The organism is Runella sp. R5_40, assembly GCF_057652295.1.
In genome coordinates, this window is record NZ_JBYFCH010000015.1 from 1 (window position 1) to 24,953 (window position 24,953).

Here is a 24,953-nt window from a genome sequence, read left to right on the forward strand (position 1 = left end):
TTTCCAAAACAGACAGGTTTGATTAAAACACAAACCTAAAAAAATACAACGCTCTCCACAAATTTTGAACTTGATCCCAAAATAGAGACTAAAAATACGGGTTGCAGTAATTGAAATGTGGAGTAAATTTAGGAGCATAGAAGCAAAAAAGGCTGCAAATCAGTGATTTGCAGCCTTTCAGCAGAGAGAGAGGGATTCGAACCCCCGGACCTGTTACAGTCAACGGTTTTCAAGACCGCCGCATTCGACCACTCTGCCATCTCTCTTTGTTTTCTCTTACTCGTCGTTTGGGATTGCAAAAGTAGAACTATTATTCAGCTTTGTCAAGCTTTTGTTTAAGAATTTTTAAGAGAATAGAGTTTCTTAAACAAATAAGCCTGTAAATCGGCAACATAGAAGCTTACGCATCAAAAACACATCAACTTTGACTACCAAATTGTTTATTCTTTAAAATCAAAAAACACTCTTCTTCTCCCATATTTAACAGAAACAATAGCCGCTATTTTACTCCAATCAAGGTTAAAAAACATTACTTAAGATATAATAAAATCATTGCAGTCCTCACCTGGTTTATGTAAATTTGACAAAATCAAATTTTTCAAAATATAAAAATGAAAGTTATTGATATTGATTATCAAGTAATTAGGAAATTTGAAACGACAATCGAGGGAGTCAGGGGTAAGATTGGAATCAACAACGATGAATTAATCACCCGTTGCCCTGAAAATGAAGCGCTCTGTTACCAAATTATTCTTCATAAAGAGATATATTTAAATCAGTTACCAGGCAAAATTTCCCTAAAAACGATCAAACTCTCTGTCAAACAACTATTAATGATTTATTAGATGAGAATATAGACCTTAGTGCTAACGCCCAATATGCTCCTGTATTTATAAGCCCTAATCTTGAAACAAGTCCCTTAGTTGCTATCGACGGTAATCATAGATTAATAGCCCATTTTTTAAAACACGGGGGAATAAGTGGCGTTCACGCTTACTTATTTGTTCATAACAATACAATGAGCTGGCCATGGACTCCACCGCTCGCCAAAGAATATCATCCCTCACATGACAAAAATTAGTGAACAGATTGATAAGCTAACGCGCTCTATCGAAAATGCTATTACGGGAGAACGCTTTTTGACTGACGTGTTGCCTGTGTCTTCATCAGAGATTAAGGCATCTGATTGGGTTTTTAACCGGAAAGCAGAAACTAAATACAATAGCCGAAGCGTTTTCAAGTTGGTAACTCACGAAAACCCGAAAGTTATTCATGGGCTGTTGAGCATAGAAGACAAAAACGACCATATCTTTATGCACTTGCTAGAAAGTGCAAAGTTCAACAAAGGAAAAAATAAAGTCTATGAAGGAGTAGCGGGAAATTTGGTCGCCTATGCTTGTAAAGTAGCATTTGAATACAACTATGACGGTATTGTATCTTTTGTTTTTTCTAAAACCCAATTGATTGAACACTACCAAGAAACTTTAGGAGCGAAACAGTTTGGTCGAGGCAGCCAAATGTTCATTGATACTCCTCAATCATATCAACTCTTTAAACGATATTTTCCCAATGAAAAGCAGTCCTAATTTTCAAAAACTCAATCAATCTGACGTAATGATTAATAGCGCAGTAGCTAAAGCTGACGATACCGCTTTCAGTGCGTTTTTAAAGGAGCGAAAAAAGAATAGCAGTGCGCAAAAAAAAAGCAAAAAACATTCTGCCTGCATTGAATAGAACATTCAATAATAAACAGCAGTATACCTAGCGATTTGGAGGCCTGTAAGCCCCCACCAATGATTTTAATACTTTCAACATTGGAAGATTCCCTCCTTAGACATTTGATATTTTTCACTGTTTTTAATAAAAACAAAAAAGGCTGCAAATCACTGATTTGCAGCCTTTCAGCAGAGAGAGAGGGATTCGAACCCCCGGACCTGTTACAGTCAACGGTTTTCAAGACCGCCGCATTCGACCACTCTGCCATCTCTCTTTGTTTTCCCTTACTCGTCGTTTGGGATTGCAAAAGTAGAATTATTACACAGCTTTGTCAAGTTTTTTCTAAGAAAAAATCTAAAAAAAAAGCGCAACAGCGCGTAAAAACGCCCTTTTTGCTGATTATCAATTTGTTAAAATTATTCTAATGCCTGCTTTAAATCCGCAATTAAATCATCAATATGCTCTAGCCCTACCGAAATTCTAAGCAGGTTTTTAGGACTCACCGAATGAACTCCCTCCGCCGTCGCGCGATGTTCAATCAAACTTTCTACTCCTCCCAAACTCGTGGCTCTAATAAACACTTTTACTTTGCTTTTCAAGGCCAAAGCCGCCGCCTCTCCCCCTTTCACTTGAATCGACATCATCGCTCCCCCCGCACTCATTTGTTTTTTGGCTACCTCTACCCCACTATGGCTCGGTAAAAAAGGATAATGAACGGCTTCTAAGGCAGGATGCGTACTCAGAAATTCTGCCAACTGTGCGGCATTCGAAGTTTGTTGACGAACCCGCAAAGGCAACGTTTTAAGCCCCCGCAAAACCAACCAACAATCAAATGGCGAAGGCACAGCCCCTCCCAATGCTTGTATCATTCGTGCTTTTTCAGCCAACGGACCATTTTCTTTAAATATTAACGCCCCGCTCAATAAATCGCTGTGCCCCCCAAAGTACTTGGTGGCAGAGTGCATCGACACATCACACCCCAAATCAAGTGGGCGTTGTAAAACAGGGGTTGCCCACGTATTGTCACAAACTGTATAGGCGCCTTTTTGGCGAGCCAAAGTAGCCACCTCCGCAATGTCAGTAATTTTGAGTTGGGGGTTCGACGGGCTTTCTATCCATACTAATTTGGTATTTGGCAAAAAAGCCGCCTCAATCGCTGCTAAATCGCTCATATCCACCTTTGTGTATTTTAACCCCCAAACGGACATTATTTCTTGCAACAAAGCGGGGGTTCCGTAGTAAGCATCGTCAGGAACAATGACGTGGTCGTTGGGAGAAAGACACTGAAAAATGGTAGCCGTAGCCGCCTGCCCCGACGCAAAAGCCATCCCGACTTCCCCACCTTCCAATACCGCATAGGCTTTTTCCAGTGAATTTCGGTTGGGGTTACTGGCTCGGGTATAGATATGTCCGTGAGGAATACTGCTATCGGGCTCACGCTCAAAGGTCGTTGACAAATAAATAGGCGGAACCACCGCACTGGCATTGGCGTCGTGGTACTGCGTACTATTAATGACTAAGGTTTCAAAATTCATCAGAAGTAGTAAGTGGGTTTTAACTCCACAATTTTACTCTAAATCTTTTTGAATCAAAAATTAGTTGCGTAGGTTTGTAATATAGTATGCAAGCATACCATTGATTTTGTTTTAATAAACCCTTTCGGACTCATGACAACCTTAGAAACATTCGACCTTCGTATTGAGGATTCAATTGCCTGGGTGTATTTTAATCGCCCAGAACGTGCCAACGCCCTAAATCAAAAGGCGTGGGATGAGATGAAGGTTCTTTTTGAAGAATTGGATGATAACAACGACGTTCGGGTAATTATATTAAGTGGGCACGGCAAGCATTTTTGCGCAGGAATCGACCTGGAGCTATTGATGAACGTAGCCCAATTTTCGCAACCTTGCGAAGGCAGAAAAAGAGAACAACTTCGCAAAAAAATTCTGGCCCTACAAGCTCCCATCAACGCCATTGAGCAGTGCAGTAAGCCCGTCATTGCGGCCATCAAAGGAGGCTGCATTGGTGGTGGAGTGGATATTATAAGTGCTTGCGATATGCGCTACTGCACCGACGACGCCTACTTTACCATCAAAGAAATTGACATGGGAATGGTGGCAGATTTGGGAACACTCCAACGGCTCCCTAAAATTATTCCCCCTGGTATTGCCCGCGAAATGGCTTATACGGGACGAAATGTAACGGGTTTGGAAGCAGAGCGCATCGGGTTAGTCAATCGTACTTTTGCAAGTGCCGAGGAAATGTACACGGAGGTGTTGAAAGTAGCTCAACAAATCGCGAGCAAGTCTCCCTTATCAATCAGAGGGACCAAAGCCATCCTCAACCACACCCGCGACCACTCAGTAGCCGATGGCCTAGAGTACATGGCAACCTGGAATGCTGCTATGTTACTTTCTGATGATTTAATGGAGGCGTTTCAGGCGAAAATGCAGAAGCGCCCCGCAGTGTATAAGTAAAAAAAGGGGCGACAAAACCACGTTCTTGCTTTTTGGCAAGAAAAATGGCTTTGTCGCCTCAGCGTATTCCCACGTTTCGTGCGTCGATTATACGCGACGAAGTTTTGCTTCAATCGTTTGTTGCGTATGTGGCACTGCGCGTAGTCGCTCCTTTGGAATCAACTTTCCAGTATCAATACAAATGCCGTACGTACCGTTTTTGATGCGAATAAGCGCGTTTTCAAGCTGCGTAATAAATTTTTGCAAACGCCCAGCCGATTGGCTCATTTGCTCCCGCTCGCTTGTGTCCACATCTTCCATCAATTTGGTCGCTGCACCAGTATTGTCGGTACCACTGTCATTTTTGCGACTTAATGTGTCCTTAATGTACGCCAATTCTTTACGCGCAACTTCAAGTTTTGTGTTGATGATTTCTTCGAACTCCTTCAACTCCTCTTCAGAGTAACGTTTTTTTTCTTCCTGTGCTGACATAATAAAACTCCTTGGTTTGGGGTACAACTTAATGGCGGAAGTCAATTAAGCCGCAAAAATACGTTTTATTCGGTTCTGTCAAACCATTTTTACGACCGTTTAATAAAAACTTATTATTTGTCGATTTTATGTTTTCCAACAAATACCAAGTAATATTTGGATAAAACCCCAAGAACCTATAGACTATTTTAACCTTTTGGCAAAGACTTGCATTTCCTTTTAAAGTCATTTATTGTATTATATCAAGAAAAAACTATCCTTTTGTGTTTTTGGTTATAATAATAGTAAGTTTGCGCCAAGAAGCTCAGACGCTTTTTGTGTCCAGAGATTTTATCATCAAACGAACATTCCAAATAATCAGATTTCTTTAAAGTTATGACTTACATTGAGCCTGCTCCTATCAAAGATAAGGAGAATCCATTGGAGTCGATGATGTCGCGTTTTGACAAAGCGGCCGAACTCCTTGGTATTAGCGATGAAATGTACCACATTCTCAAAGTCCCCCGCAAACAGGTCGTAGTCGGTCTTCCCGTTACGATGGACAATGGGCAAATCAAAGTCTTTGAAGGTTATCGCGTCATTCACTCTACCATCCTTGGCCCCGCCAAAGGAGGGATTCGATTTGATATGGCCGTCAACATTGACGAAGTGCGTGCCCTTGCCGCATGGATGACCTGGAAATGTGCCGTAGTAGATATTCCGTACGGTGGGGCAAAAGGAGGGATTGCTTGCAACCCTCGTACGATGTCCGCAGGTGAAATCGAACGCCTCATGCGCGCTTACACCTTGTCGATGCTCGATGTTTTTGGCCCCGACAAAGACATTCCCGCCCCCGACATGGGGACAGGCCCCCGCGAAATGGCATGGCTGATGGATGAATACTCCAAAGCCATGGGTATGACCGTTCACGGTGTGGTAACGGGCAAACCGCTCGTATTGGGTGGTTCACTTGGCCGTACCGAAGCGACAGGCCGTGGTGTAACGGTTTCGGCGCTTGCTGCCATGGAAAAAATGCGCATCAATCCCTACCGAGCAACGGCCGCCGTTCAAGGGTTTGGAAACGTAGGGATGTATGCAGCCTCGCTCATGCACGAACGCGGCGTCACAGTCCAAGCCATCAGTGATATTTCGGGTGGGTATTTCAATGCCCGAGGCATCGACATTGAAGATGCGATGAAGTACCGCGCTGCCAATGGTGGCATTATGGAGGGTTATAAAGAGGCTGACAAAATCACTAACGAAGAGCTCCTTTCGCTTCAAGTAGATGTATTGGTACCAGCGGCCAAAGAAGATGTTATTACCCACGACAATGCCGCGTATATTCAAGCTAAAATGATTGTGGAGGGTGCCAATGGGCCCACTTCTGCCAGTGCCGATGACATCATCAATGAAAAGGGGATTATGGTTGTTCCCGATATTTTAGCCAATGCTGGTGGTGTGACGGTTTCTTATTTTGAGTGGGTTCAAAACCGTATTGGTTACAAATGGAACCTCGAACGCATCAACCGCCGTTCGGATCGCATCATGAAAGATGCCTTTGAAAATGTGTATGCTACTTCGCAGAAATACCAAGTAAACATGCGACTTGCGGCTTATATTGTTGCTATCGACAAAGTAGCAAGTACCTATAAGTACCGTGGGGGTTATTAGAGAATTAAGATAGGGCAAGTTAGCAATCGTCACTTGCCCTTTTCATTATCTATTTGCTCAAAAATGCTGTCAATCGCTTTTTCTTAACCAATTCGTTCAAGTTCAGGATACAGTTTTCATCAATGACGATGTCTTGCTGCCAATTTGTTATTAACCAAGTTGGATTTAACTTTTCGGCCACCACAATTTTTTGGTTTTTGGTCAATACCCAAACAACTTTTTGCGTTCCAAAATCCAACATTTTTTGCGTTTTTTCAATAATATACTCCTCATCAGTGGCATAGTCGGCCATGTCAGCTTTGATATCCACTTCAATAACCACATGAGGGGAAGTTGAAAAATAATTATCATTCAGCGTACCTATATCATCTTGCCAATAGACAGCAATGTCGTTTGCAAGGTTATCTCCTACATCAATATGCAAACCAGCTTCGTTGGTAACGACTAGGTAGTCGTCCGAAAGATGAACCGACAGATACACATGAATTAGTGAAACAATAGCTGCTTGCAACGAACTACTTCCCATAATTTCTTCTGGTTTTTTCTTTTTACGAATCACATCCTTGTAACCTTTGTAATAAAGAGGTTTTCCGTTGAGGGTTTCGTAAATCAAATAATCGGGCACTTTTCGCTTCCGTTTTTGAGGCATATCAACCGAGGCAGTCATACAATTGTCGCTTTGATGATAAAGTAAAGATAGAAAAATTGAAGCGGTTTGCCTACTTTTGCAACGTTTATCTAAAAACCCCGTACGTATGACAATTCATAAAGAAGGTTTCGCTAGTATTGGTTTAGCAGGCGCATTTGTATTAATTACCAATTGGCTCTTGCGCTACTTTATAGGCGAAATCGAATGGCTAACAACCACTTGGCTTGTGGTATCACTCGTCTTCTTTTTTATTATTGTTCAATTTTTCCGTAAACCAACGCGGATTACGCCCATTCACCCCAATCACGTAATTGCCCCTTGCGATGGCAAAGTGGTCGTCATTGAAGAAGTGGTTGAAACAGAATACTTTAAAGGCCCACGTCGGCAAGTTTCTATTTTCATGTCCCCCATCAATGTCCATATCAACTGGAACCCCATTGCTGGTGTGGTTAACTATTTCAAATATCACCCAGGCAAATACTTGGTGGCGTGGCATCCCAAATCTAGTACAGAAAACGAACGCACAACTACGGTCATAAAAGCACCAAACGGAGCTGAAGTGCTTTTTCGTCAGATTGCGGGTGCCTTAGCTAAACGCATTGTTTGGTACGTAAAAGAAGGTCAACAGGTAAGCCAAGGGTCCGAAATGGGATTTATAAAGTTTGGCTCACGCGTCGATATTTACTTACCACTAGATGCTGATATTAAAGTAAATCTTGAAGAAAAAACAACAGGTGGAATCACAGTGTTAGCACATTTAAAATAAGTGTTATTCGACGCTTTGCACTTGACATTCGACATTAAAAATCATGCTATCTACGACAGAATCTACTTCACATTATGACAACCTCGACCAAATGAGTGTTCGGGAGTTGCTCACTAACATCAACAACGAAGACAAAACAGTTCCTTACGCCGTCGAAAAAGCCATTCCTCAAATAGAGGCATTGGTTGAGCAAATCGTCGTTAGAATGAAACAAGGTGGTCGCCTTTTTTACATTGGTGCAGGAACGAGTGGTCGCTTAGGTGTGGTAGATGCCTCAGAATGCCCCCCAACATACGGCGTACCTTTTGATTTGGTCATTGGTATCATGGCGGGCGGCGACAGTGCCATCCGTAAAGCCGTCGAAAATGCCGAAGATGACCCCAATCAGGCCTGGATTGACCTCCAAGCCTATGACATTGACGAACTAGATTCATTGATTGGAATTGCGGCGTCGGGTCGTACACCGTATGTGATTGGTGGACTCAATCAAGCCCGCAGTGCAGGCATTCTGACGGGGTGTATTGTATGCAATGTAGGGTCAAAAGTAGCCGCTGCGGCCGAATATCCCGTCGAAATCGTCGTAGGTCCCGAGTTTGTCACTGGTAGTACGCGCATGAAATCAGGAACGGCCCAAAAATTAGCCCTCAATATGATTTCCACTTCGGTCATGATTCAACTTGGACGCGTCCAGGGCAACAAAATGGTGGATATGCAAATGACCAATTTTAAACTCGTTCAACGCGCCATCCGAATGGTACGAGAGGAATTGCCGCACATAACCCCCGAAGAAGCGCAAGCGCTGTTGGATGCCCACGGAAGCGTTCGCAATGCTGTTGAAGCTGGCCGCAATTTGTCATGAAAAAAATCTGGAACAGCCTTAAAGAGCACGTAAAAGCCGATTTTGATGCTAAAACGTATGGCTTTACAGCTGTTTTTTTGGTGGTAATCATTGCCATCAATTACCGTATAAATTTAGAACGGGGAATCATTGATAGTTATCGTGGCAACTCGATTCGCATTTTCTGGTATTTTTTACTATACGCCTTCGCTTATTACGGAGGCGTTTTTATTTATACCCTTTGTAAAAAAGAAACCTCCGCACTGCGTACGCCTACTTTCTGGCTGTATAGTCTATTTATCTTGGGAGTGCTGGGATTAGACGGCGGCTTTTATGCCTACAACCAATGGAGTAAGACGCTTTTTGATGGACAAATTTACATCTTTGCGTTCCATTGTTTGTCTAACCTTTTTTCGGTTTTAACCGTCGTTCTTCCCTTTTTGCTCTTTTATAATTTCATTGAACAGCAGCCTTCTTACTTTTACGGACTACGTCCCCAATGGTTTGTTGTAAAGCCCTACTTGCTTTTGGTTGTTTTGATGGTGCCCCTTATCAGTTGGGCCTCGTTTCAACCTGATTTTTTGCGCTCATACCCTTCCTACAAAGGCTCAAATGCCGACGAGTTTTTTGGGGTAGCTCCTTGGGTAACAACCCTGTTTTATGAGGTGTGTTATGGTTTTGATTTCTGCATTACGGAGTGGCTTTTTCGAGGATTTTTAACCATTGGAATGGCTCGGTTTTTAGGTCGAGGTGTCATCATTCCAATGGTCGTCTGTTATGCCTCTCTTCATTTTGGGAAACCATTGGGAGAAACCATCGGCTCAATTTTCGGAGGCTATATTCTTGGTGTGTTGGCCCTACAAACGCGAAGTATCTGGGGCGGCATTATTGTTCATGTGGGAGTAGCTTGGCTGATGGACTTAGCGGCTTGGCTTCAACTGGTTTTGTCCTAGAGGCATTTAGCTCAAACGTCTTTTTGTATTGCTTAAAATTCGTTCCCATCCATTTATCCCACAAATTGAAATACAACCCATAATTCCCTTTCCCAAGTTGGTGATGCATGTTGTGGTGTGTGGGTGTATTTTGCCAACTTCCAAACCATGTATTTATAAAATTGGGTGAAAATACTTCGTAGCCAGTATGTCCCAGTACGTTCATAACTACCATAAAAATCAAGAAGATGAAAATTGCTAGCGGGTGCATGGGAATCAGTATTACCATAAAAATCAAAACACCTGCCTCAACTGCGGCTTCTAACGGATGAAACGCAAAGGCTGCCCACGGGGTTGGATTGTGCGACAAATGATGCACTTTGTGGAAAAAAGGGAATAATTTAGGATGGTGCATCATTCGATGAGTCCAATAAAAATATGTATCGTGCCAAAAAATAGCTAAAACAACACTTACTCCAAAATACAACCAGCCAATGTCTTCTATGTCAGTGTAAATTTGAGTAAGCCCCTGTTTACGAAGGGAATAGATACCCAAACCCACCGCCGAAAAAATAACCATTGTCAAAATTGAATAACCGATTTCACGGCGGACATCTTTGGATTTTGGGAATTTTTGTTGGATTTTAAAATAGAACCAATCGTGGCGTTTGAAGTAATAAAACAACCAGTAGGCTCCTCCTGCAACCAACACATATCGAACTAATTGAAAGAAAAAGGAAAGTGTCAAACGACTCAAAATATCGACTTCTTGAAATGTTTCCATGACTGATGAATTAGCAAACTATGATTATTTTAACTCAATTGATTTAGATTGGCCACCCACAGTGAGAATACCAACAGTATCGCAAGTACCTGAACCATAATCAAGTACACCTGATACACCTGCGGCGCTTAGTTTTACGACTCCGCTTACGGGCACATTGGTTTCACATGAACCTTTTGATACCATGGAGGTTGTAGTTTCGACGGCATAATCAAGGTCTCCCGCCTTAAAGCTCCCATTTAGAGAAGTTAATAGCTCGTCATCGCTCGTGGAGGGAGTAAGGAAGTTTTTCCAAGTTTGTGCCATAGCTACTGAGGTTGTAACACTCCCCGTGGGCGTAACGACATTAAGCGAGTTGACGTTGATTTTGTACTCAAGAGTGTTAGCTGGGTTTAATTTAAAATCAGAGAGGCTGATGGTACCATTCATGCTGACATCTCCCATTGTCAAATTCGTCATTTTGACCGTTATAGTTGTACCCGTTTGGCCAAAAGCCCCTGAATAAGAAATAGAAATTACCCCTTTAACAGTACCGTACGCTCCTGAACACCCGTTTCCAAAATCCACGGTAATTGATTTATTTTTGGTATCGGTTTGGATATTGGCACAGGTAGGGACATTTCCGCCGTCGGCAGCACGGCCATTCACTTTTGTTTTATCCATGATGTCATTCACCAATCTGGAGACATTTTGAAGTGAAGCTTGAACCTGGGTATTTTGTTTCATGGCTTTCTCCATTTGGGAAAAATCAACGGAGGGTTGTACAGTAACTGAGTCAATCTTGTTACAAGAAGTGAATAAGGTGGCTGCTAGAAGGGCTGCAATTGATAAGCGTTTCATGGTTTTGAGCTTTTAAATTTAGAAGCGTCGCTTCGATTAGTTAGACAAATTGATTTTGTTTGATGGCTCAAAATTGGGAGCGCCAGTCGAGCTCCCGAAAACAATTCAACCAACCCACTCCTTTTTTCAATCAAATTATCCTTTTGGGCTTCTTTTGCTTAAATACCTTCGGCCTATTCCTAAACTAGGCAGATGACGTATTTTACCACTTTTGTTGAAGAATTGAGCATTTTCGTTGAAAATTCCCCATAAAAGTCCCTTGCCTTCGTATTTTCGGGCATGTTTTTATTCACTAAAAAATATCGCTGGATTTGGCACGTCGCCTTTTGGTTGACCTACATATTGGTATTATCCTACACATTCGGTCAAATCATGCCCTTTTGGTCAGCCCAAGCACGCGTATTTTTGGGCTTGCTTTTACACGCTGCCTTTGCTTATTTTAACTGGTTTTGGCTCATTCCCCAATTTTTCCTCAACCGCAAATACGTTCACTATTTTTCGATTTCGATTCTGAGTTTTTTTGGTCTAACCGTCCTTCGCTTTTGGATTGAGCAATTATTGCCGACTTATCTTGTCTCCACCGTCACGACAATTCTTCCACTGCGCCTAATTTTCATTGCCTTTTCTTTTTTAAGCATTTGGGTGTTAAGCTCTCTTTTTAGGCTTTTAGAAGACCGAATTAAAACCATGCAACTTGAAAATGAGCTTCGAAACGCCCAATTAAACTCCGAACTGCGTTTTTTAAAATCTCAAATGAATCCGCATTTTTTGTTCAACACCCTCAACAATGTCTATTCACTAGCTTACCTTAAATCTGACCTGGCCGCCCCGATGATTCTTAAACTTTCGGGCATGTTACGATACATGTTGTACGAGTGTGACGCCCCCAAAGTGAGTATTCAAAAAGAAATTGAGTACCTTCAAGATTACGTTGAATTACAAGTCCTTAACCCCGCCGACCGCCCTAAAGTCACGTTTGAAGTAATCAATCAGGCACCCCAATTGCAGATTGAACCGATGTTGTTTGTCAATTTTATTGAAAATGCCTTTAAACACGGGAACCTAAATCATCCAAAAGGATTGATAAAAATCTACCTAAAAATAGAGCCTCAAATGCTAAAGTTTGAAGTTCAAAATAGCATAGGGTCGAGTGATAGCAAGGATAAAGTTGGTGGACTTGGTTTGCAGAACGTTCGACAACGACTTTCTCTCCTTTATCCCGAACGGCATCAGTTGAATACCATCCAACATGACAGCCTTTTTACAATTAGTTTACAACTCAAATTTTAACCTTGTTTTTCCTTTCTCCGTTTATGAATTGCTTGATTGTTGACGACGAATACATGGCGCGCCTTTTACTGGAAGAATACGTGCGAAAAGTACCCCAACTGACATTGTTGGCGAGTTGTGAAAATGCGTTAGAAGCGTTTCATCGGCTCAAAACCGAACAAATTGATATATTATTTTTGGACATTCAAATGCCTCACCTCAACGGGTTGGATTTTGTACAAACACTACAACAAAAGCCCGCCATCATTTTTACAACCGCTTATTCAGAACACGCTGTGGAGGGTTTTCGGCTCAATGCCATTGATTATTTATTGAAACCTTTTTCATTTGAGCGTTTTGTACAAGCCGTCAGTAAAGCAACCGATTATGTTCAGTATCGTCAACCGTCAGCTTCACTCCCTACCGAACCCACTCCCCCTATTTCTACCCATTTTTTTGTTAAATCAGAAGGAAAATTGGTTAAAGTGCGGTACGAAGACATTTTATACATTGAAGGTCTCAAAGAATACGTAAGCATTTATACCATTGATAAACAGCGGATTATCACACTTCAATCTATCAAAAACCTTGAAAATACGCTGCCAGCTTCTCATTTTATGAGAATTCACAAATCGTATATTATTCAATTAAAGTGGTTAGAGGCTATCGTTGGAAATCAGGTAGAAATCCACAAAAAGCTCCTCCCTATCGGTGCGACCTATAAAGAGGAGTTGCTTAAACGTCTGTCGATTGAATAAATCGTTATTCTTGTGGTATATTCTCCACCCCACGCACAAAAAGCGCTCTACTTGGCAAGGCAAATGTGGCACCTTGGGTTCGGACGATTTCTAGTATTTTGAAATTTACGTCTTCCCGCACGCGCATAAATTCCTTCCAAACGGACGTGCCCACGTGGTAAATTACTACTACGTCCAACGAACTTTCACTCAAAAGCTCTAACCGCACTGTGGGCTCTTTCGACCCCGTAATGTACTGCGAAAGTAAGTATTCACGGATTTCTTCGATGATTTTTTCAATGGTTTCCGAAGGTGTATCGTACGCCAATCGAACGTAGTACTTGGCGCGGCGGTGGGTTCGTTGTGAGACATTTTCGAGGGCTTGCGTCACCATCAAACGGTTGGGCACGGTTATCAAACTACCATCGTCCGAACGAACGCGCGTGCTTCTAAACCCAATTTGTTCTACCTCTCCCGAAATCTTATCCAATACCACCGACTGCCCCACCAAAAAAGGGCGTTCGAGCATGATGGTTATCGAGGCGATGAGGTTTTCGAGCGTTTCGCGGGCCGCCAACGCAATCACGACTCCCCCAATTCCCAAGCTGGTAATTAGTGCCCAAACGTTTACTTCATACACTTTGTGAAGCATGACAAAAAAACACGTCAGGGTCCAAAAAACGATGGCAATGTCTTTGAAGAAAGGGACGAGTTGATCATCTAAGGCAGAGGGCGTTTCGGCAGCTTGCTGCTTGAATATCAAGGAAATAAATTTTATTAGTCGAATTCCTAACCAGCCAACAGCCACCGACAACATCGTTTGAAAGACCCGCTCCAACAGCATCAGCCAGCCAAATTTTTCAGGCGAAGCCCAATTCCATTCGGAAGGAACTTTGAGGTGATGAAAGGCCAAAAATAAAATAACAAGGGTGATAAGAGCCTCAAAAGGACGGCGAGTAAGGCGCACAAATTCGGCCACGGGGATATTGCCAGCCTCACTTTTGATAAAACGGTAAATCGTACGACTCACAGTAAACGAAAGTCCGCGCCGAAGGATGATTCCTAAGCCCAATATGCCCACAAACCAAAATAAATCGCTGAGTTTGTTTTCTAAAATGGTGTAATGAAGCCAATACGAAACTTGGTCCATGTCTTTAGCTAGTTGATTCGGCTACAAAACAACGACGTATTTGGCGTTTTCACAACAAAAAGCGGGTTATCGAATGGTCAATTTCGACAACTCGGCCAAAAATACCTCTTTTCGACGACGGGCTACTTCAATCTGAGCATCGTCGTTCATTACCACCGTTCCCCCCTCCCCTTTGATGTATTTTTTCACTTGACGCAAATTGATAAGGTACTGATTATGAACCCGTACAAAGCCATAAGGGCTTAGCAATTCTTCGTATTCTTTTAAGTTTTTGGACACCATTATTTTTTTTCGGCCTATGAAATGAAAAATGGTATAATTCGCATCTGATTCACAGCGAACAATTTCTCGAATCGGTACATAAAAAATCCCTTCTTGCGTCGGAAGCGCCATTTGCATACTCTCCGACTGTCCTCCTCGAAGGTTTTGCAACAGTACTTCTACATTTTGAGCCGATGATTTTTTGGTTTTTATACGCTCAGAAGCCCGTTGAATAGCGGCCTCAAGTTCGTCGCCATCAATCGGTTTTAATAAATAATCGACCGCCCCAATTTTAAAGGCTTTTACGGCATAGTGGTCGAATCCTGTGGTAAAAATCACCTCAAAATCAATCCGTTCGAGGCCATCGAGCATGTCAAATCCGCTTTTGCCAGGCATCTGAATGTCCAAAAAAACCAAATCAGGGTTCAGCACCTGAATCGCGCGGGCACCTTCGTCGGCCGAATGGCAAAACTGCATAATGTAAATGTCTTGGGCATACAGTTCGAGGAGTTTTTTAAGGGCTTGGCACCCCATGAGTTCGTCGTCAACGATGAGCGCTTTTAACATAATTTGAATTGGGCAATGTCTGGCAAAACTATTTTTACTTTTGTTCCTGAAGGCTCACCCGTTTGGTCGTACAAATCGTCGATGATGATTTTGGCCCCTTCGGTATTGTACTGACGGTTAAAGGTTTCGATGCTTTCGAGGACGTTTTGAGTCCCTTTCGATTTTCGGCTGGGCGACAATTGTTTACTTATTTCTTTTGACTTTACCCGCCCGACTCCGTTGTCTTCAATGGTACACGACACCAGCGTTGACGTTTCTCTTTGAAACGAGAGTATAATTTTGCCTTGTTCCGAACGGTGCATCAGTCCGTGCCATATGGCATTTTCAACGTGCGGTTGTATCATCATGGTAGGAAAAACGGTTTCGTGAGCCTCCAAGCGGGGATCTACTTTGATTTCAAAATCAAACTTATTTTTCCCAAAACGCATTTGTTCTAACTCAACATAAAGGTTCATAAAGGTTACAATACGTTCGATGGTCTGAAGTGGCGTATCGGTATTGTCCAAAATTTGCCGAATCAATTTAGAAAACTTGGTGAGGTACTTCGATGCTTGGTGGTTTTGGTCGTGTAAAATAAAATTATTGATGGAATTGAGGCAATTAAAAATAAAATGCGGGTTCATTTGAGCACGTAATGCCTTCATTTCCAACGCTGCAATCTGGCGATTGAGCATCGCTTTTTCTTTTTCTCTCTCCTGAATACGGCGTATTCTTCCCGTAAAAAACACTACCAACGCCCCAACACCCGCCATCATCGCCAAAAAACGAAACCAATCTTTTGTCCAAAAAGGAGCGGTCACTCGTACTTTCAACGTCAGTGGAGTTTCGTTCCAAACTCCGTCCGAATTACTCGCTTTTATTTTAAAAACATAGTCTCCTGGAGGAATTTGCGAATAGCTCACAAAATGACGGCTTCCGCTGTATATCCAATTTTTATCAACCCCCTCCAATTGATACGCGTACTGATTCTTTTGGGGTGAAGTAAAATCTAGCGCAGCAAATTCAAACGACAAAAAGTTTTCTGTATAGCTCGTTTCAATCATCCCTTTTCCAAAAACATTCACCGAATGGTTCATCACTTTTACCTCTGTAATGGCCACAGGCGAAGGACTACCACGGCGTTGTAGCCCTGTAGGTTGAAAAATAGTAAAGCCATTGACTCCCCCAAACGCCATCTCGCCAGAAGCTAACTTAAGGTAAGCTCCCCCATTAAACTCATTATTTTGAATACCGTCGTGTACATCAAAAGCCGTAAAAGTCTCATTTTTAGGATTAAACCGTGCTAACCCCATATTGGTACTCATCCATACTTGCCCATTGTCATCCACCAACGAACCATACACGATGCTGTTGGGCAGGCCGTCGTCGGTGGTATATAGCTTAAATCGCTTAGACAGCGGATTGTATTTCCCAAAACCTACCCGATAACTACTAATCCAAAGAACGGAATCACTGCTTAGGTTGACACTGCTTACATCCCCCACCTCAATATGGGTGGACGGTATCACCAGTGGCACAGGCTCAATCGTCTCATTGATAGGCGAATACTTTTGCAGCCCTGCCCCTCTCCCAATCCAAATTGTCCCTTTTGAATCTTCTTTAAATGAGTTTATCAAATCGTCGTACCCGCTTGCATTGGCCCAAAAACGATACGCTTTTGTCGGATAATCAAACGTAAATAACCCTTTGGCCGTCCCCATCCAAATCCGCTTTCGGCTATCCATGTAAATCGTCCGAATTGCGGTTGATTGGAGCGTATCGAAGGCTGCCTTGCACGCAAGCGAAGGTTCGGTAAACTTTCCTTTTTTAGCATCAAACTGCACCAAGCCATTGCTCGTTGCCCCCCAAAAAAGGCTTGGTTCGACCTCAATCATTGCAAAGATCTGGCTTCGGCCTTCAGTTTCTGGTTTACTCACCCGCACTATTCCTGTCTTCTTATTCCAAACGTTGATTCCTTCTCCATCTGTTCCCACCAACAGATGGTCGCCCGATTCAGCAAAAGACAAAATGAAGTTGTAATTCAGCCCATTATCTTGATTTATGGTCCGAAATTTACCCAATCGAAGATTTATTTTGTTCAGCCCACTATTATTACTTCCCACCCACACTAAGCCCGAATTATCTTCAAAAATGTCGTTGAGCGGCGATCCTTTGAGGCTGTTGAGGCGCTGGTACGTCAAATCAGACGGCAAAAAATCCATTTTTTCGGTTTTGGTATCCAAACAAACCAACCCCGACTGTAGGCTCAACCAACATCGCCCGTTTTTGCCAATTGTCATCGATCGAATTGGAAATGTAATAAGCTCAGGCAAAAGGGCTCGTAAAGAATACTTTTTTACCAATTTCAGGGAATGACTATCAAACGTCCAAACGCCTTCATTTTCGACCCCTATCCAAATCAAGTTGTTATATACTTGCATCGGACGAATGTCATTGTCGGGAGCCAGCCCAAAAGACACTACCTTGTACTTGTTTTTTTTGACGTCCAACAACCAATAGTTTTCGCTGGTAGAAATCAATAGCCTGTTGGTATCAAGCTGTGCGGCATTTAGTATATTAAGCTTGGGGATTTTGCAGTAGGTACGTTTGCTTTTAGTATCTAGGAAATAGAGTCCTTTGTTGCTACACACCCAAAGCTTCCCTTGGGCACCTGGCAGGATTTTTCGTATTCTAATGTTTGGCAAAAACGTACGTATAGAATCCGTCAATATATTGAGTTCGGCAATGCCATTCCGAGTTCCTACCCAAAGGTGCTCGTCGCCATTGTGAAATAACTGCCGAATACTATTGCTGGGAAGCCCCCCCGCCGATTTGCCAATCTGCGCCCGATAGGGTTTGAACTGATACCCGTCGTACCGTAGCAACCCATCGTCAGTACCTACCCAAAGAAAACCCCGACTATCTTGGTTGATGCTCCAAACTGTATTTTGTGAAAGGCCGTTTCGGTTGTCAAAATTTTCCACCCAAGCATTTTGAAACACCTGCGCAAACAGCGACGGGATACTCCACCCTAGCAAGTACAACAAAAGCCCGCCTTTAAGCCGCATGTTTTTTCAATCAATCTTTTGAACAATCCCCAAAGTAGCAAATTACCAAAAATACATCCAAGCCCGCCACCTTTTTACAGATACCGCCAGTTATTCATCGGTAGTTTTTCGGGGATTTTGTCCAATTTATTTTTGAATCATCAAAATAACAAAACCCCTTGAAGTTATGAACGCGCTCACTCATCCGCCTTTGCCTCTGCTTGTAAAAACCCCTCCTCAGCGGAAAGTTTCCATTCCCAAACTCACGTTACCCTACATGAATCGCTTTGTCAGTATCCCAATCAATCAGATACTTTATATCCAAAGTGATGTCAATTACAGCAACATCTACCTAAAAGACGGGCGGCGTTTTTTAGTGGCAAAAACGTTAAAAGAATACAACCAAGAACTAAAAACCTACCCTTTCGCCCGCATTCATAAATCGTTTTTGGTCAATCTTGATTCGATTACTTCCTGTGATTTTCCTGAATACGAAGTACATCTTCAAAATGGGTTGTGCTTACCTATTGCGCGCCGTAAACGCAAAGTGTTTCAACAAGTATATCTTTTTTTTCAACGCGCCCACCGAATAGCCAGCTAAACTCATGGAAATGGCATTATTTATTGCAGGCATCGCCCTTGCTTTTGTGGTCGTATTTTCTATTCTGTGGTCGGCAGTTGTCTATGGTTTTTCTCACGTCAGTGGTTGGCAAAACCTAGCTAAAAAATTCGCTACCCAACCCTTAAAAGAGGGTTTTTATGCCAACGTGACAGGGCGGGTTGGTCTCTCCAATTATAACGGCTTGCTTCGACTCGCCTTTACCCAAGAAGGTATGTACCTGCACATTATGCCATTTTTCCAGCTCGGGCATCCGCCACTTCTTTTTCCTTGGACAAAAATTCGTCATTGGGAAAGTAAGCGTTTTTTTCTACAAACCTTTATTTGTTGTACCATCGACGGTATCCAGATTTGCCTCCCCCAAAAATACCTCGGAACACTCCAAAGCTACACCAGCGCTTATTCGTAAATCCTATGCTCAAAATTTTACTCTCCATCCTTTTGGTTTTGATTATTGCTGGCTACTTTTTTATTCAGTGGGCCAACCAACCTAAAAACGTTGAAGCCCTTTTAAAAGCTCGGATTGAGGCTCAAAGGAAAGCCCATTTGGACAGTCTTCAAGCCATCAAAAACAAAAAGGAAAATCAACAAGAACTCCAACAAACTATTCGTAAAGATGCTTTTAATCAACAAAAAACTGACAATGATTTACATTTATCCATCAATGAAACATTTGAAAACCATCAATTTAACAACCTTATTGACTCCAAAGCTGCCACTACGAAGATTGAAAAAAATCAACTTGTTTTTAGCACTATTGCCTACAAAAAGTCATCGAGTAGCTATGTTTTGGGATTAACAAAACAAGTATTTGACAACTTTGTGGCGGAAATGGACATCGAGTTGGGGGGAGGCAAAATTGACCTCGGAATCGTCTTCAATTACCAATCCCAAACCAAAAAAACCATGATTGGGGAGCTTGAATCATGGTCAGGTGACCAAATTACGACTAGCGGGCAAATACTCCGTACTTATCTCAACGGTAAATCAGACTATGAAAAACTGGTGTCCATCAAAGAAGAATTGACGTTTAAATCTATTCAGAAACAAAGGTTGAAAATTCGCAAAAAAGGTAATCACCTGACCATCAGTGTCAATGAACGAATAATCATTAACAAACCTACTGCTAATTACCGTTCTCCCATGGGAAAAATTGGAATTATCGCTACTGTTTCCAATAGTACTGATTGGAACGATAATGTAGTGGGAATCACCAAAAACCTTAAAATTTGGACATGGCAATAACCTCCTTATAGACATGAATCGTACTTTTTACTTTTATTCAAATTCGCTTCTACTCATGGGGATTTTATCTTGGCTTATATCAGCCTGTGGGCTAAGTTCCCCCAAAGAAAATGAGCGTTATGGTTTTGAACTTCCAATTGATAGCACAAAAGCAGTTTGGAAAAACTACCTCACCACACGCTCTTGGCACGACAGCATTCTATTGAAAAATCGGTTATACCTACCCCGCGACGAACACAAACATCGCCAACTTTTGTCAAAGCAAGGAATCGCCTTAATTGACCAAGCTACCCAAAAAGTTGTTTGGCATACCGATTTCCCCGTTGAAAAAACAGTGTCAGCCTACGATTCTGCTCAACACTCCTACGTTACTTCAAGTACACTTATTTTAGAAAACGACCGTCTTTTTTGCGCGTATTTGCACGTAGTTCCACCCCAACACACAGGCTCAACGGACTTAGACAAAAACCCCAAAGACCGATGGGAGTACGTCATTATGGAGGCAAGTACTGGAAAAATCATTCGGAAAGAAAAAATGCCCGACGCTCGCAATGCGTATGATTTTATCATTGTGGGCGACTACTGGTTTATCCAAGACACGCGCCACCAAACGCTAAGTCGATATTCGCCTCAAACAGGAGCCCGTTTATGGAGTTTCCCAACAACTGTCACTCTTTCGACCATTGCCAACGGAACCGTTTCTTTCCTAAAGCGGATTGATTCACAAACGTGGCAAACCACTGTTCTTGAACTAGATACGGGAAAAGTATTATTTAACAAACGCTTTGAGAAGTTAGACAAACACGTCATTAGTGCCTTGATTTACAAAGACGGCACTGCCTACGTGGAAATGGGCGCTCAAAAAGACATACACCTCGAACTAGGCACAAGCTACGCATATTACACCATCTCCTTTGATACTAAAACCAACAAACCCCTCTGGCGAACACCCTTTTCATGAAAAATCTACTACTTTCTCTCCTCCTGCTCATGACGACTTCTTACACAGCTTCAGCCCAAGAAGGGGCTTGGAAAATCGAAAAAGCTCAACTACCCAACGGTAAGCCCTACGAAGGAGCGTTGTCCATTTCAAAAATAGGAAACACATACGACGTTGACTGGAAAACTTCCGCAGGAAATTACAGCGGAATCGGCTTACTTGTCAACGGAAAATTGTTTGTTGGGTATGGGATAAATTCCGCCTACGGAATTGTCGTTTACCAAACAAGCCCAGCCCAACAACGGCTCCAAGGAGTATGGACTACCTCGAAACTCAACGGAAAAACGGGCACAGAAATCATCGTTGGCAAAAACGGGCAATACGATGTAGAAGGGAAAAATGCCGACGGCAGTCCCTATCAAGGCAAACTGATGATGCAAAAAACGGGCGATACTTTTCAAGCCCAGTGGACGATAGCGGGCCAAACGTACAACGGGGTCGGATTTATGAGTGGCGATATGCTCGTAATTGGCTACGGATTTGGTCAAGCTTTTGGGACCGTCGAATACCTGATTATCGGAAATAAAGCCAAGGGCCGCTGGGCAATGGGTGGCGGAAGTCAATTGGGAACTGAAAACCTAACCCGCTAATTCACTGACAATCATGGACTGCTTCCCAACCTGAAAATTCCAACACACTCCACGATAACACAAAAAAAAGCCACGAAGAATTGATTTCTTCGTGGCTTTTGGGCTTCCGTTGGAAGCAACAGCACTGACTTATTTCTGCGCTGGTTGTTGTGCAGGAGCTGGTGTAGTTGCTGGAGCAGGCGTTGTAGGCGCGGGAGCCGCAGGCAACGAACGTTGGTTCGCTTTCTCTACGTTTACGCTGTTGATTCCACCTGCCGCTTGAGGCTCACCGATGAACAAATGCGAAACCAACGCTAAAATCGCCATCGCACCTGCCAATCCCCAAGTGATTTGTTCCAAAAGGTCAGTCGTACGTTTTACACCAAACATTTGGCTCGCACCACTTCCTCCAAATTCTCCTGCTAAACCGCCTCCTTTTGAGTTTTGAACCAATACGATTAAAACCAACAATACAGCGATAATAGCAATTACAACGATAAATACGGTAAACATTTTTTTGTTTTCAGTTATGAGTTTTCTAGTTCAAGATTGACCTTTCACTTGCTACTCCGTGGTTAAGTCTTTTATCTTTTCGGCAAAGTACGCCTTTTTTTCTGGTTTTTTCAACATCAGTTGCTCGTATATTTCAATGGCCCGTTCAATTTTTCCTTGCCGCACCATGATTCGCGCCATCCCTTCGCTTACTACCTCTCTTCTGACGGTAGAGTTTCGCTTTTTGGCAAGGTCTTCAGGTTCAACATTAACTACGTCGTTCAGATTAGCGCGGATGGGACCAATTCGGGCTTCATTTTCGATGAAGCTATCAATGATGTCCATCTGAATTTGGCGTTCAAGTTCTCGATGTAACTTTACATTTTCTTCGGCTGTTGAACTCTCAATCTGTTCTAAATCATTCTGCAATACGTTCTCGCGCAATGTCGTGTCGTCAATAGGTGGCAATTCTGGCATCAATGTTTTCTGCTGTAATGAATCTAATGGTTCGTCAAAAAGGCTAATTTTTGGTAATTCTGGCAAATTCCATCGGGGTTTTGCCAATGATTCCACTTCCTTCTTCTGATAATCAGCTGGCCACAATACATTTTCAAATTTTTTACTCTTGAGATTGGGCGACCATTGAAATTCGTTTTGGATTAATTTTCGCAACGTATTTCGACTTATTGAATACGCTGCGGCTTTCTGAATGGGAACTTCCGCCACTTCTGGCTGATGAAGTGCAGTTGCTTTGGCAATCAATACCCGTAATGTTTGACAATAAGGGTACAAATCGGACGCCTCCTTGAGGTGAGGAATGTCAGCCTCCGTAATATCGTCTGGATGCGACGTCCAGTACGAAAATGATTCTTTTACGTAACGATTACTCATATATGGGGTCGTTTTATACAAAACCTACCAATCTCCTGCCGACTTATTAAAAATATCTTGGACAATTTGATCCAAAATTTGGGGTACAAGTCGGCTCTCTACTTGGCTTAGTGTCTGACTTTGAGGAAAATCTTTGAAGAATGAAAAACTTTGATCGAAGTTCTTCTCTTCATCTTTATTATTGGTAAACTTTACCTGAATCGTAATAGAAAGTCGGTTTAGAGCCGCTTGGTCATTGGCAGTGGGTGCCGCAGGAGTAACTTCATAGGCAGTAATAGAACCCTCCAACTGCAAATCGCCGTTTAGCGGCAATAGCGCCAAACTGGTATTACGCTGATAATACTCCTTCATTTTTTCATTAAACTGCAACGCCATGTTGGCTGGCCCCCCTGCGGTTCCCATCGTAAAGTTTGTAATCGTCACACTTTTAATATCGGGCGAAAGCGTCGTTCCTCTAAAAGAATAACAGCCTGACAACGATATACAAAGAGTCGTTAGGAATATCAGGTTTACGGTTTGGAGTTTACGGTTTGAAGTTGGGGGTTGATGGTTTACAGTTTGAGGTTTAGGGTTTAGAGTTAAAGCCCGAAATCCAAAAACAGGAAACCCCAAACTCAAAACCCGAAACAGGAAACCCGAAACAGGAAACCGAAAACTAATCTTCTTCAATATCATACTGTTTTATCTTACGATACAATGTTCGTTCTGAAATCCCGAGGGCTTGAGCTGCGTATTTTCGTTTGCCAGCGCTGCGTTGTAAAGCCTTCACAATCATCTCTTTCTCTTTGTGCTCCAAGGAGAGCGACTCATCCTCTGCTGTTTCGTGAGAAATATCCACTACCTCATTCTCAATGCTATCGTAAGGGGAAATCTGAATAATACTGGGGGTATTATTCGACATTGCCCCAGATGAATGCTGCGTTGCGGATGCGTTGAGGGCTGTTCCGCTTGGCAACAGTTTCGTAGTTTCTGATAAAGGCTGCGTGTCGGCTTCTATACTACTAAATAGACTACCATGTTCGCGCAAAATCTCTCCGTGGTGGGCATCGCCGCTCAACAACTTCAATACCAGCTTCTTGAGGTCATTCATATCGCGCCGCATGTCAAACAAAATTTTGTACAACAATTCTCGCTCATTAAATGACTCTCCCGCTGCGGCATTGTTACCTCCTGCTCCTAAAAACGTCATCGAGCGCGTCGTTGATGCGTAATTAGGTAAGTATTTTACCAAAACTTGCGGTGTAATTGGTACTTTATTTTCCGCTTCTAAGATTTGGATTTGCTCGGCAATGTTTTTTAACTGACGAATATTCCCTGGGAAATTATAACTAATCAGCATTTCTTTCCCTTCGTTCGTAAGCGTCACGGGTGCGATTCGGTACCTTTCTGCAAAATCTGAGGTAAATTTTCGAAACAATAAATCTATGTCGCTTCCCCGTTCACGAAGGGGTGGCACGGCAATCGGCACCGTATTGAGTCGATAATACAAATCTTCCCGAAACTTACCACGCTGCACTGCATCAATCAAATTTACGTTTGTTGCCGCAACCACACGAACATCGGTTTTTTGCACTGCCGATGACCCTACACGGATAAATTCCTTGTTTTCTAATACCCGCAATAAACGTGCTTGGGTCCCTACGGGCATTTCGGCAATTTCATCCAAGAAAATTGTACCACCGTTGGTAATCTCAAAATATCCTTTACGGTCTTCGATAGCTCCCGTAAACGAACCTTTCACGTGGCCAAACAACTCAGAATCAATGGTTCCCTCGGGAATTGCGCCGCAGTTGATGGCAATAAATGGGCCATGTTTACGTGAACTAAGATTGTGAATAATCTTAGAAAACGACTCTTTCCCACTTCCACTTTCTCCCGTTATGAGCACTGTCAAATCGGTGGCGGCTACCTGCATCGCTACGTTAAGGGCGTAGTTGAGGGCAGGTGCATTCCCGATAATGCCAAAACGGTTTTTAATGGATTGAATTTCAGGGTTTGTCATCA

At 42.6% G+C, this 24,953-nt stretch carries 27 protein-coding genes and 2 tRNA genes; 15 read left to right on the plus strand and 14 right to left on the minus strand.

Annotated elements, in window-relative coordinates:
- Positions 1 to 181: 181 nt before the first annotated feature.
- Positions 182 to 266, minus strand: a tRNA-Ser gene (locus AC23N5_RS21215).
- A gap of 345 nt (positions 267 to 611) precedes the next feature.
- Between AC23N5_RS21215 and AC23N5_RS21220 the strand changes: the two genes are divergently transcribed.
- The 3 genes from AC23N5_RS21220 to AC23N5_RS21230 all read left to right on the plus strand — a co-directional run bounded on the left by AC23N5_RS21220 (position 612) and on the right by AC23N5_RS21230 (position 1,734).
- Positions 612 to 845 carry a hypothetical protein gene (locus tag AC23N5_RS21220; protein WP_487757157.1) on the plus strand — a complete coding sequence of 78 codons (234 nt, stop codon included), beginning with the start codon at positions 612 to 614 and terminating at the stop codon, positions 843 to 845.
- A 222-nt stretch (positions 846 to 1,067) separates the two neighbouring features.
- Positions 1,068 to 1,586 (plus strand): hypothetical protein, encoded by a 519-nt coding sequence (locus AC23N5_RS21225; protein WP_487757158.1) that lies wholly within the window; start codon positions 1,068 to 1,070, stop codon positions 1,584 to 1,586.
- On the plus strand, positions 1,570 to 1,734 hold the full coding sequence (locus AC23N5_RS21230) for a hypothetical protein (RefSeq protein ID WP_183972924.1): 165 nt from the start codon (positions 1,570 to 1,572) through the stop codon (positions 1,732 to 1,734). Before AC23N5_RS21225 ends, AC23N5_RS21230 begins: the two co-directional genes overlap by 17 nt.
- A gap of 171 nt (positions 1,735 to 1,905) precedes the next feature.
- Here the strand turns inward: AC23N5_RS21230 and AC23N5_RS21235 are convergent.
- Together AC23N5_RS21235 and AC23N5_RS21240 are read right to left on the minus strand one after the other, a co-directional pair.
- Positions 1,906 to 1,990, minus strand: a tRNA-Ser gene (locus AC23N5_RS21235).
- Between the two features lie 142 nt (positions 1,991 to 2,132).
- Positions 2,133 to 3,251 carry a trans-sulfuration enzyme family protein gene (locus AC23N5_RS21240; RefSeq protein WP_183972926.1) on the minus strand — a complete coding sequence of 373 codons (1,119 nt, stop codon included), beginning with the start codon at positions 3,249 to 3,251 and terminating at the stop codon, positions 2,133 to 2,135.
- Positions 3,252 to 3,383: 132 nt separating this feature from the next.
- On the opposite strand from AC23N5_RS21240, the gene AC23N5_RS21245 reads away from it, so the two are divergent.
- Complete coding sequence (locus AC23N5_RS21245; protein WP_487757159.1) at positions 3,384 to 4,193, plus strand: crotonase/enoyl-CoA hydratase family protein; 810 nt, start codon at positions 3,384 to 3,386, stop codon at positions 4,191 to 4,193.
- An 87-nt stretch (positions 4,194 to 4,280) separates the two neighbouring features.
- Here the strand turns inward: AC23N5_RS21245 and AC23N5_RS21250 are convergent, their stop codons facing one another.
- Positions 4,281 to 4,664, minus strand: coding sequence for a TraR/DksA family transcriptional regulator (locus tag AC23N5_RS21250; RefSeq protein WP_028525477.1), 384 nt, complete (start codon positions 4,662 to 4,664; stop codon positions 4,281 to 4,283).
- Between the two features lie 375 nt (positions 4,665 to 5,039).
- On the opposite strand from AC23N5_RS21250, the gene AC23N5_RS21255 reads away from it, so the two are divergent.
- A complete protein-coding gene (locus AC23N5_RS21255; protein WP_487757160.1) occupies positions 5,040 to 6,314 on the plus strand; it encodes a Glu/Leu/Phe/Val family dehydrogenase in 1,275 nt (424 codons plus the stop codon).
- Between the two features lie 49 nt (positions 6,315 to 6,363).
- Here the strand turns inward: AC23N5_RS21255 and AC23N5_RS21260 are convergent, their stop codons facing one another.
- On the minus strand, positions 6,364 to 6,981 hold the full coding sequence (locus AC23N5_RS21260; RefSeq protein ID WP_487757161.1) for a Uma2 family endonuclease: 618 nt from the start codon (positions 6,979 to 6,981) through the stop codon (positions 6,364 to 6,366).
- 88 nt (positions 6,982 to 7,069) lie between these two features.
- On the opposite strand from AC23N5_RS21260, the gene AC23N5_RS21265 reads away from it, so the two are divergent.
- From AC23N5_RS21265 to AC23N5_RS21275, 3 genes are read left to right on the plus strand one after another with little or no spacing between them, the layout of a single operon-like run.
- The gene (locus AC23N5_RS21265) at positions 7,070 to 7,729 is read left to right on the plus strand and encodes a phosphatidylserine decarboxylase family protein (RefSeq protein ID WP_487757162.1); all 660 of its coding nucleotides are present in this window, start codon (positions 7,070 to 7,072) and stop codon (positions 7,727 to 7,729) included.
- Between the two features lie 43 nt (positions 7,730 to 7,772).
- Positions 7,773 to 8,588 (plus strand): N-acetylmuramic acid 6-phosphate etherase, encoded by an 816-nt coding sequence (gene murQ, locus AC23N5_RS21270; protein ID WP_183972934.1) that lies wholly within the window; start codon positions 7,773 to 7,775, stop codon positions 8,586 to 8,588.
- Entirely contained in the window at positions 8,585 to 9,520 is a 936-nt protein-coding gene (locus tag AC23N5_RS21275) for a CPBP family intramembrane glutamic endopeptidase (RefSeq protein WP_487757163.1), read from the plus strand. Before murQ ends, AC23N5_RS21275 begins: the two co-directional genes overlap by 4 nt.
- Here the strand turns inward: AC23N5_RS21275 and AC23N5_RS21280 are convergent.
- Positions 9,453 to 10,283: a sterol desaturase family protein gene (locus tag AC23N5_RS21280; RefSeq protein ID WP_487757164.1), complete on the minus strand. Its 831-nt coding sequence runs from the start codon at positions 10,281 to 10,283 to the stop codon at positions 9,453 to 9,455. The genes AC23N5_RS21275 and AC23N5_RS21280 overlap by 68 nt on opposite strands.
- Positions 10,284 to 10,307: 24 nt before the next feature.
- Positions 10,308 to 11,123: a hypothetical protein gene (locus tag AC23N5_RS21285; protein ID WP_487757165.1), complete on the minus strand. Its 816-nt coding sequence runs from the start codon at positions 11,121 to 11,123 to the stop codon at positions 10,308 to 10,310.
- 372 nt (positions 11,124 to 11,495) lie between these two features.
- Between AC23N5_RS21285 and AC23N5_RS21290 the strand changes: the two genes are divergently transcribed.
- Both AC23N5_RS21290 and AC23N5_RS21295 read left to right on the plus strand, forming a co-directional pair.
- Positions 11,496 to 12,413 carry a sensor histidine kinase gene (locus AC23N5_RS21290; protein ID WP_487757166.1) on the plus strand — a complete coding sequence of 306 codons (918 nt, stop codon included), beginning with the start codon at positions 11,496 to 11,498 and terminating at the stop codon, positions 12,411 to 12,413.
- Between the two features lie 23 nt (positions 12,414 to 12,436).
- Positions 12,437 to 13,150, plus strand: coding sequence for a LytR/AlgR family response regulator transcription factor (locus AC23N5_RS21295; RefSeq protein ID WP_487757167.1), 714 nt, complete (start codon positions 12,437 to 12,439; stop codon positions 13,148 to 13,150).
- Between the two features lie 4 nt (positions 13,151 to 13,154).
- Here AC23N5_RS21295 and AC23N5_RS21300 read toward each other — a convergent pair whose 3' ends face one another.
- From AC23N5_RS21300 to AC23N5_RS21310, 3 genes are all read right to left on the minus strand, one after another.
- Entirely contained in the window at positions 13,155 to 14,279 is a 1,125-nt protein-coding gene (locus AC23N5_RS21300) for a mechanosensitive ion channel family protein (protein ID WP_487757168.1), read from the minus strand.
- A gap of 66 nt (positions 14,280 to 14,345) precedes the next feature.
- Positions 14,346 to 15,107, minus strand: coding sequence for a LytR/AlgR family response regulator transcription factor (locus tag AC23N5_RS21305; RefSeq protein WP_183972941.1), 762 nt, complete (start codon positions 15,105 to 15,107; stop codon positions 14,346 to 14,348).
- A complete protein-coding gene (locus AC23N5_RS21310) occupies positions 15,101 to 18,154 on the minus strand; it encodes a ligand-binding sensor domain-containing protein (RefSeq protein ID WP_487757169.1) in 3,054 nt (1,017 codons plus the stop codon). The genes AC23N5_RS21305 and AC23N5_RS21310 overlap by 7 nt, the downstream gene beginning before the upstream one ends.
- A gap of 166 nt (positions 18,155 to 18,320) precedes the next feature.
- Between AC23N5_RS21310 and AC23N5_RS21315 the strand changes: the two genes are divergently transcribed.
- Genes AC23N5_RS21315 through AC23N5_RS21335 form a run of 5 tightly spaced genes read left to right on the plus strand, consistent with a single transcriptional unit; the run spans position 18,321 to position 21,587 of the window.
- Positions 18,321 to 18,734, plus strand: coding sequence for a LytTR family DNA-binding domain-containing protein (locus tag AC23N5_RS21315; protein WP_487757170.1), 414 nt, complete (start codon positions 18,321 to 18,323; stop codon positions 18,732 to 18,734).
- A 10-nt stretch (positions 18,735 to 18,744) separates the two neighbouring features.
- Entirely contained in the window at positions 18,745 to 19,161 is a 417-nt protein-coding gene (locus tag AC23N5_RS21320) for a hypothetical protein (RefSeq protein ID WP_183972946.1), read from the plus strand.
- A 5-nt stretch (positions 19,162 to 19,166) separates the two neighbouring features.
- On the plus strand, positions 19,167 to 19,997 hold the full coding sequence (locus tag AC23N5_RS21325; RefSeq protein WP_487757171.1) for a hypothetical protein: 831 nt from the start codon (positions 19,167 to 19,169) through the stop codon (positions 19,995 to 19,997).
- 13 nt (positions 19,998 to 20,010) lie between these two features.
- The gene (locus AC23N5_RS21330) at positions 20,011 to 20,958 is read left to right on the plus strand and encodes an outer membrane protein assembly factor BamB family protein (protein ID WP_487757172.1); all 948 of its coding nucleotides are present in this window, start codon (positions 20,011 to 20,013) and stop codon (positions 20,956 to 20,958) included.
- Positions 20,955 to 21,587, plus strand: coding sequence for a hypothetical protein (locus AC23N5_RS21335; RefSeq protein WP_487757173.1), 633 nt, complete (start codon positions 20,955 to 20,957; stop codon positions 21,585 to 21,587). Before AC23N5_RS21330 ends, AC23N5_RS21335 begins: the two co-directional genes overlap by 4 nt.
- A 129-nt stretch (positions 21,588 to 21,716) precedes the next feature.
- On the opposite strand, the gene secG is transcribed toward AC23N5_RS21335, so the two are convergent.
- From secG to AC23N5_RS21355, 4 genes are read right to left on the minus strand one after another with little or no spacing between them, the layout of a single operon-like run.
- Complete coding sequence (secG, locus tag AC23N5_RS21340; RefSeq protein ID WP_487757174.1) at positions 21,717 to 22,079, minus strand: preprotein translocase subunit SecG; 363 nt, start codon at positions 22,077 to 22,079, stop codon at positions 21,717 to 21,719.
- A gap of 51 nt (positions 22,080 to 22,130) precedes the next feature.
- On the minus strand, positions 22,131 to 22,949 hold the full coding sequence (locus AC23N5_RS21345; protein WP_183972957.1) for a hypothetical protein: 819 nt from the start codon (positions 22,947 to 22,949) through the stop codon (positions 22,131 to 22,133).
- 24 nt (positions 22,950 to 22,973) lie between these two features.
- Positions 22,974 to 23,618, minus strand: coding sequence for an LPS assembly lipoprotein LptE (lptE, locus tag AC23N5_RS21350; protein WP_487757175.1), 645 nt, complete (start codon positions 23,616 to 23,618; stop codon positions 22,974 to 22,976).
- Positions 23,605 to 24,951, minus strand: a complete 1,347-nt coding sequence (locus AC23N5_RS21355) for a sigma-54 interaction domain-containing protein (protein ID WP_487757264.1) — start codon at positions 24,949 to 24,951, stop codon at positions 23,605 to 23,607. The genes lptE and AC23N5_RS21355 overlap by 14 nt, the downstream gene beginning before the upstream one ends.
- Positions 24,952 to 24,953 lie beyond the last annotated feature (2 nt).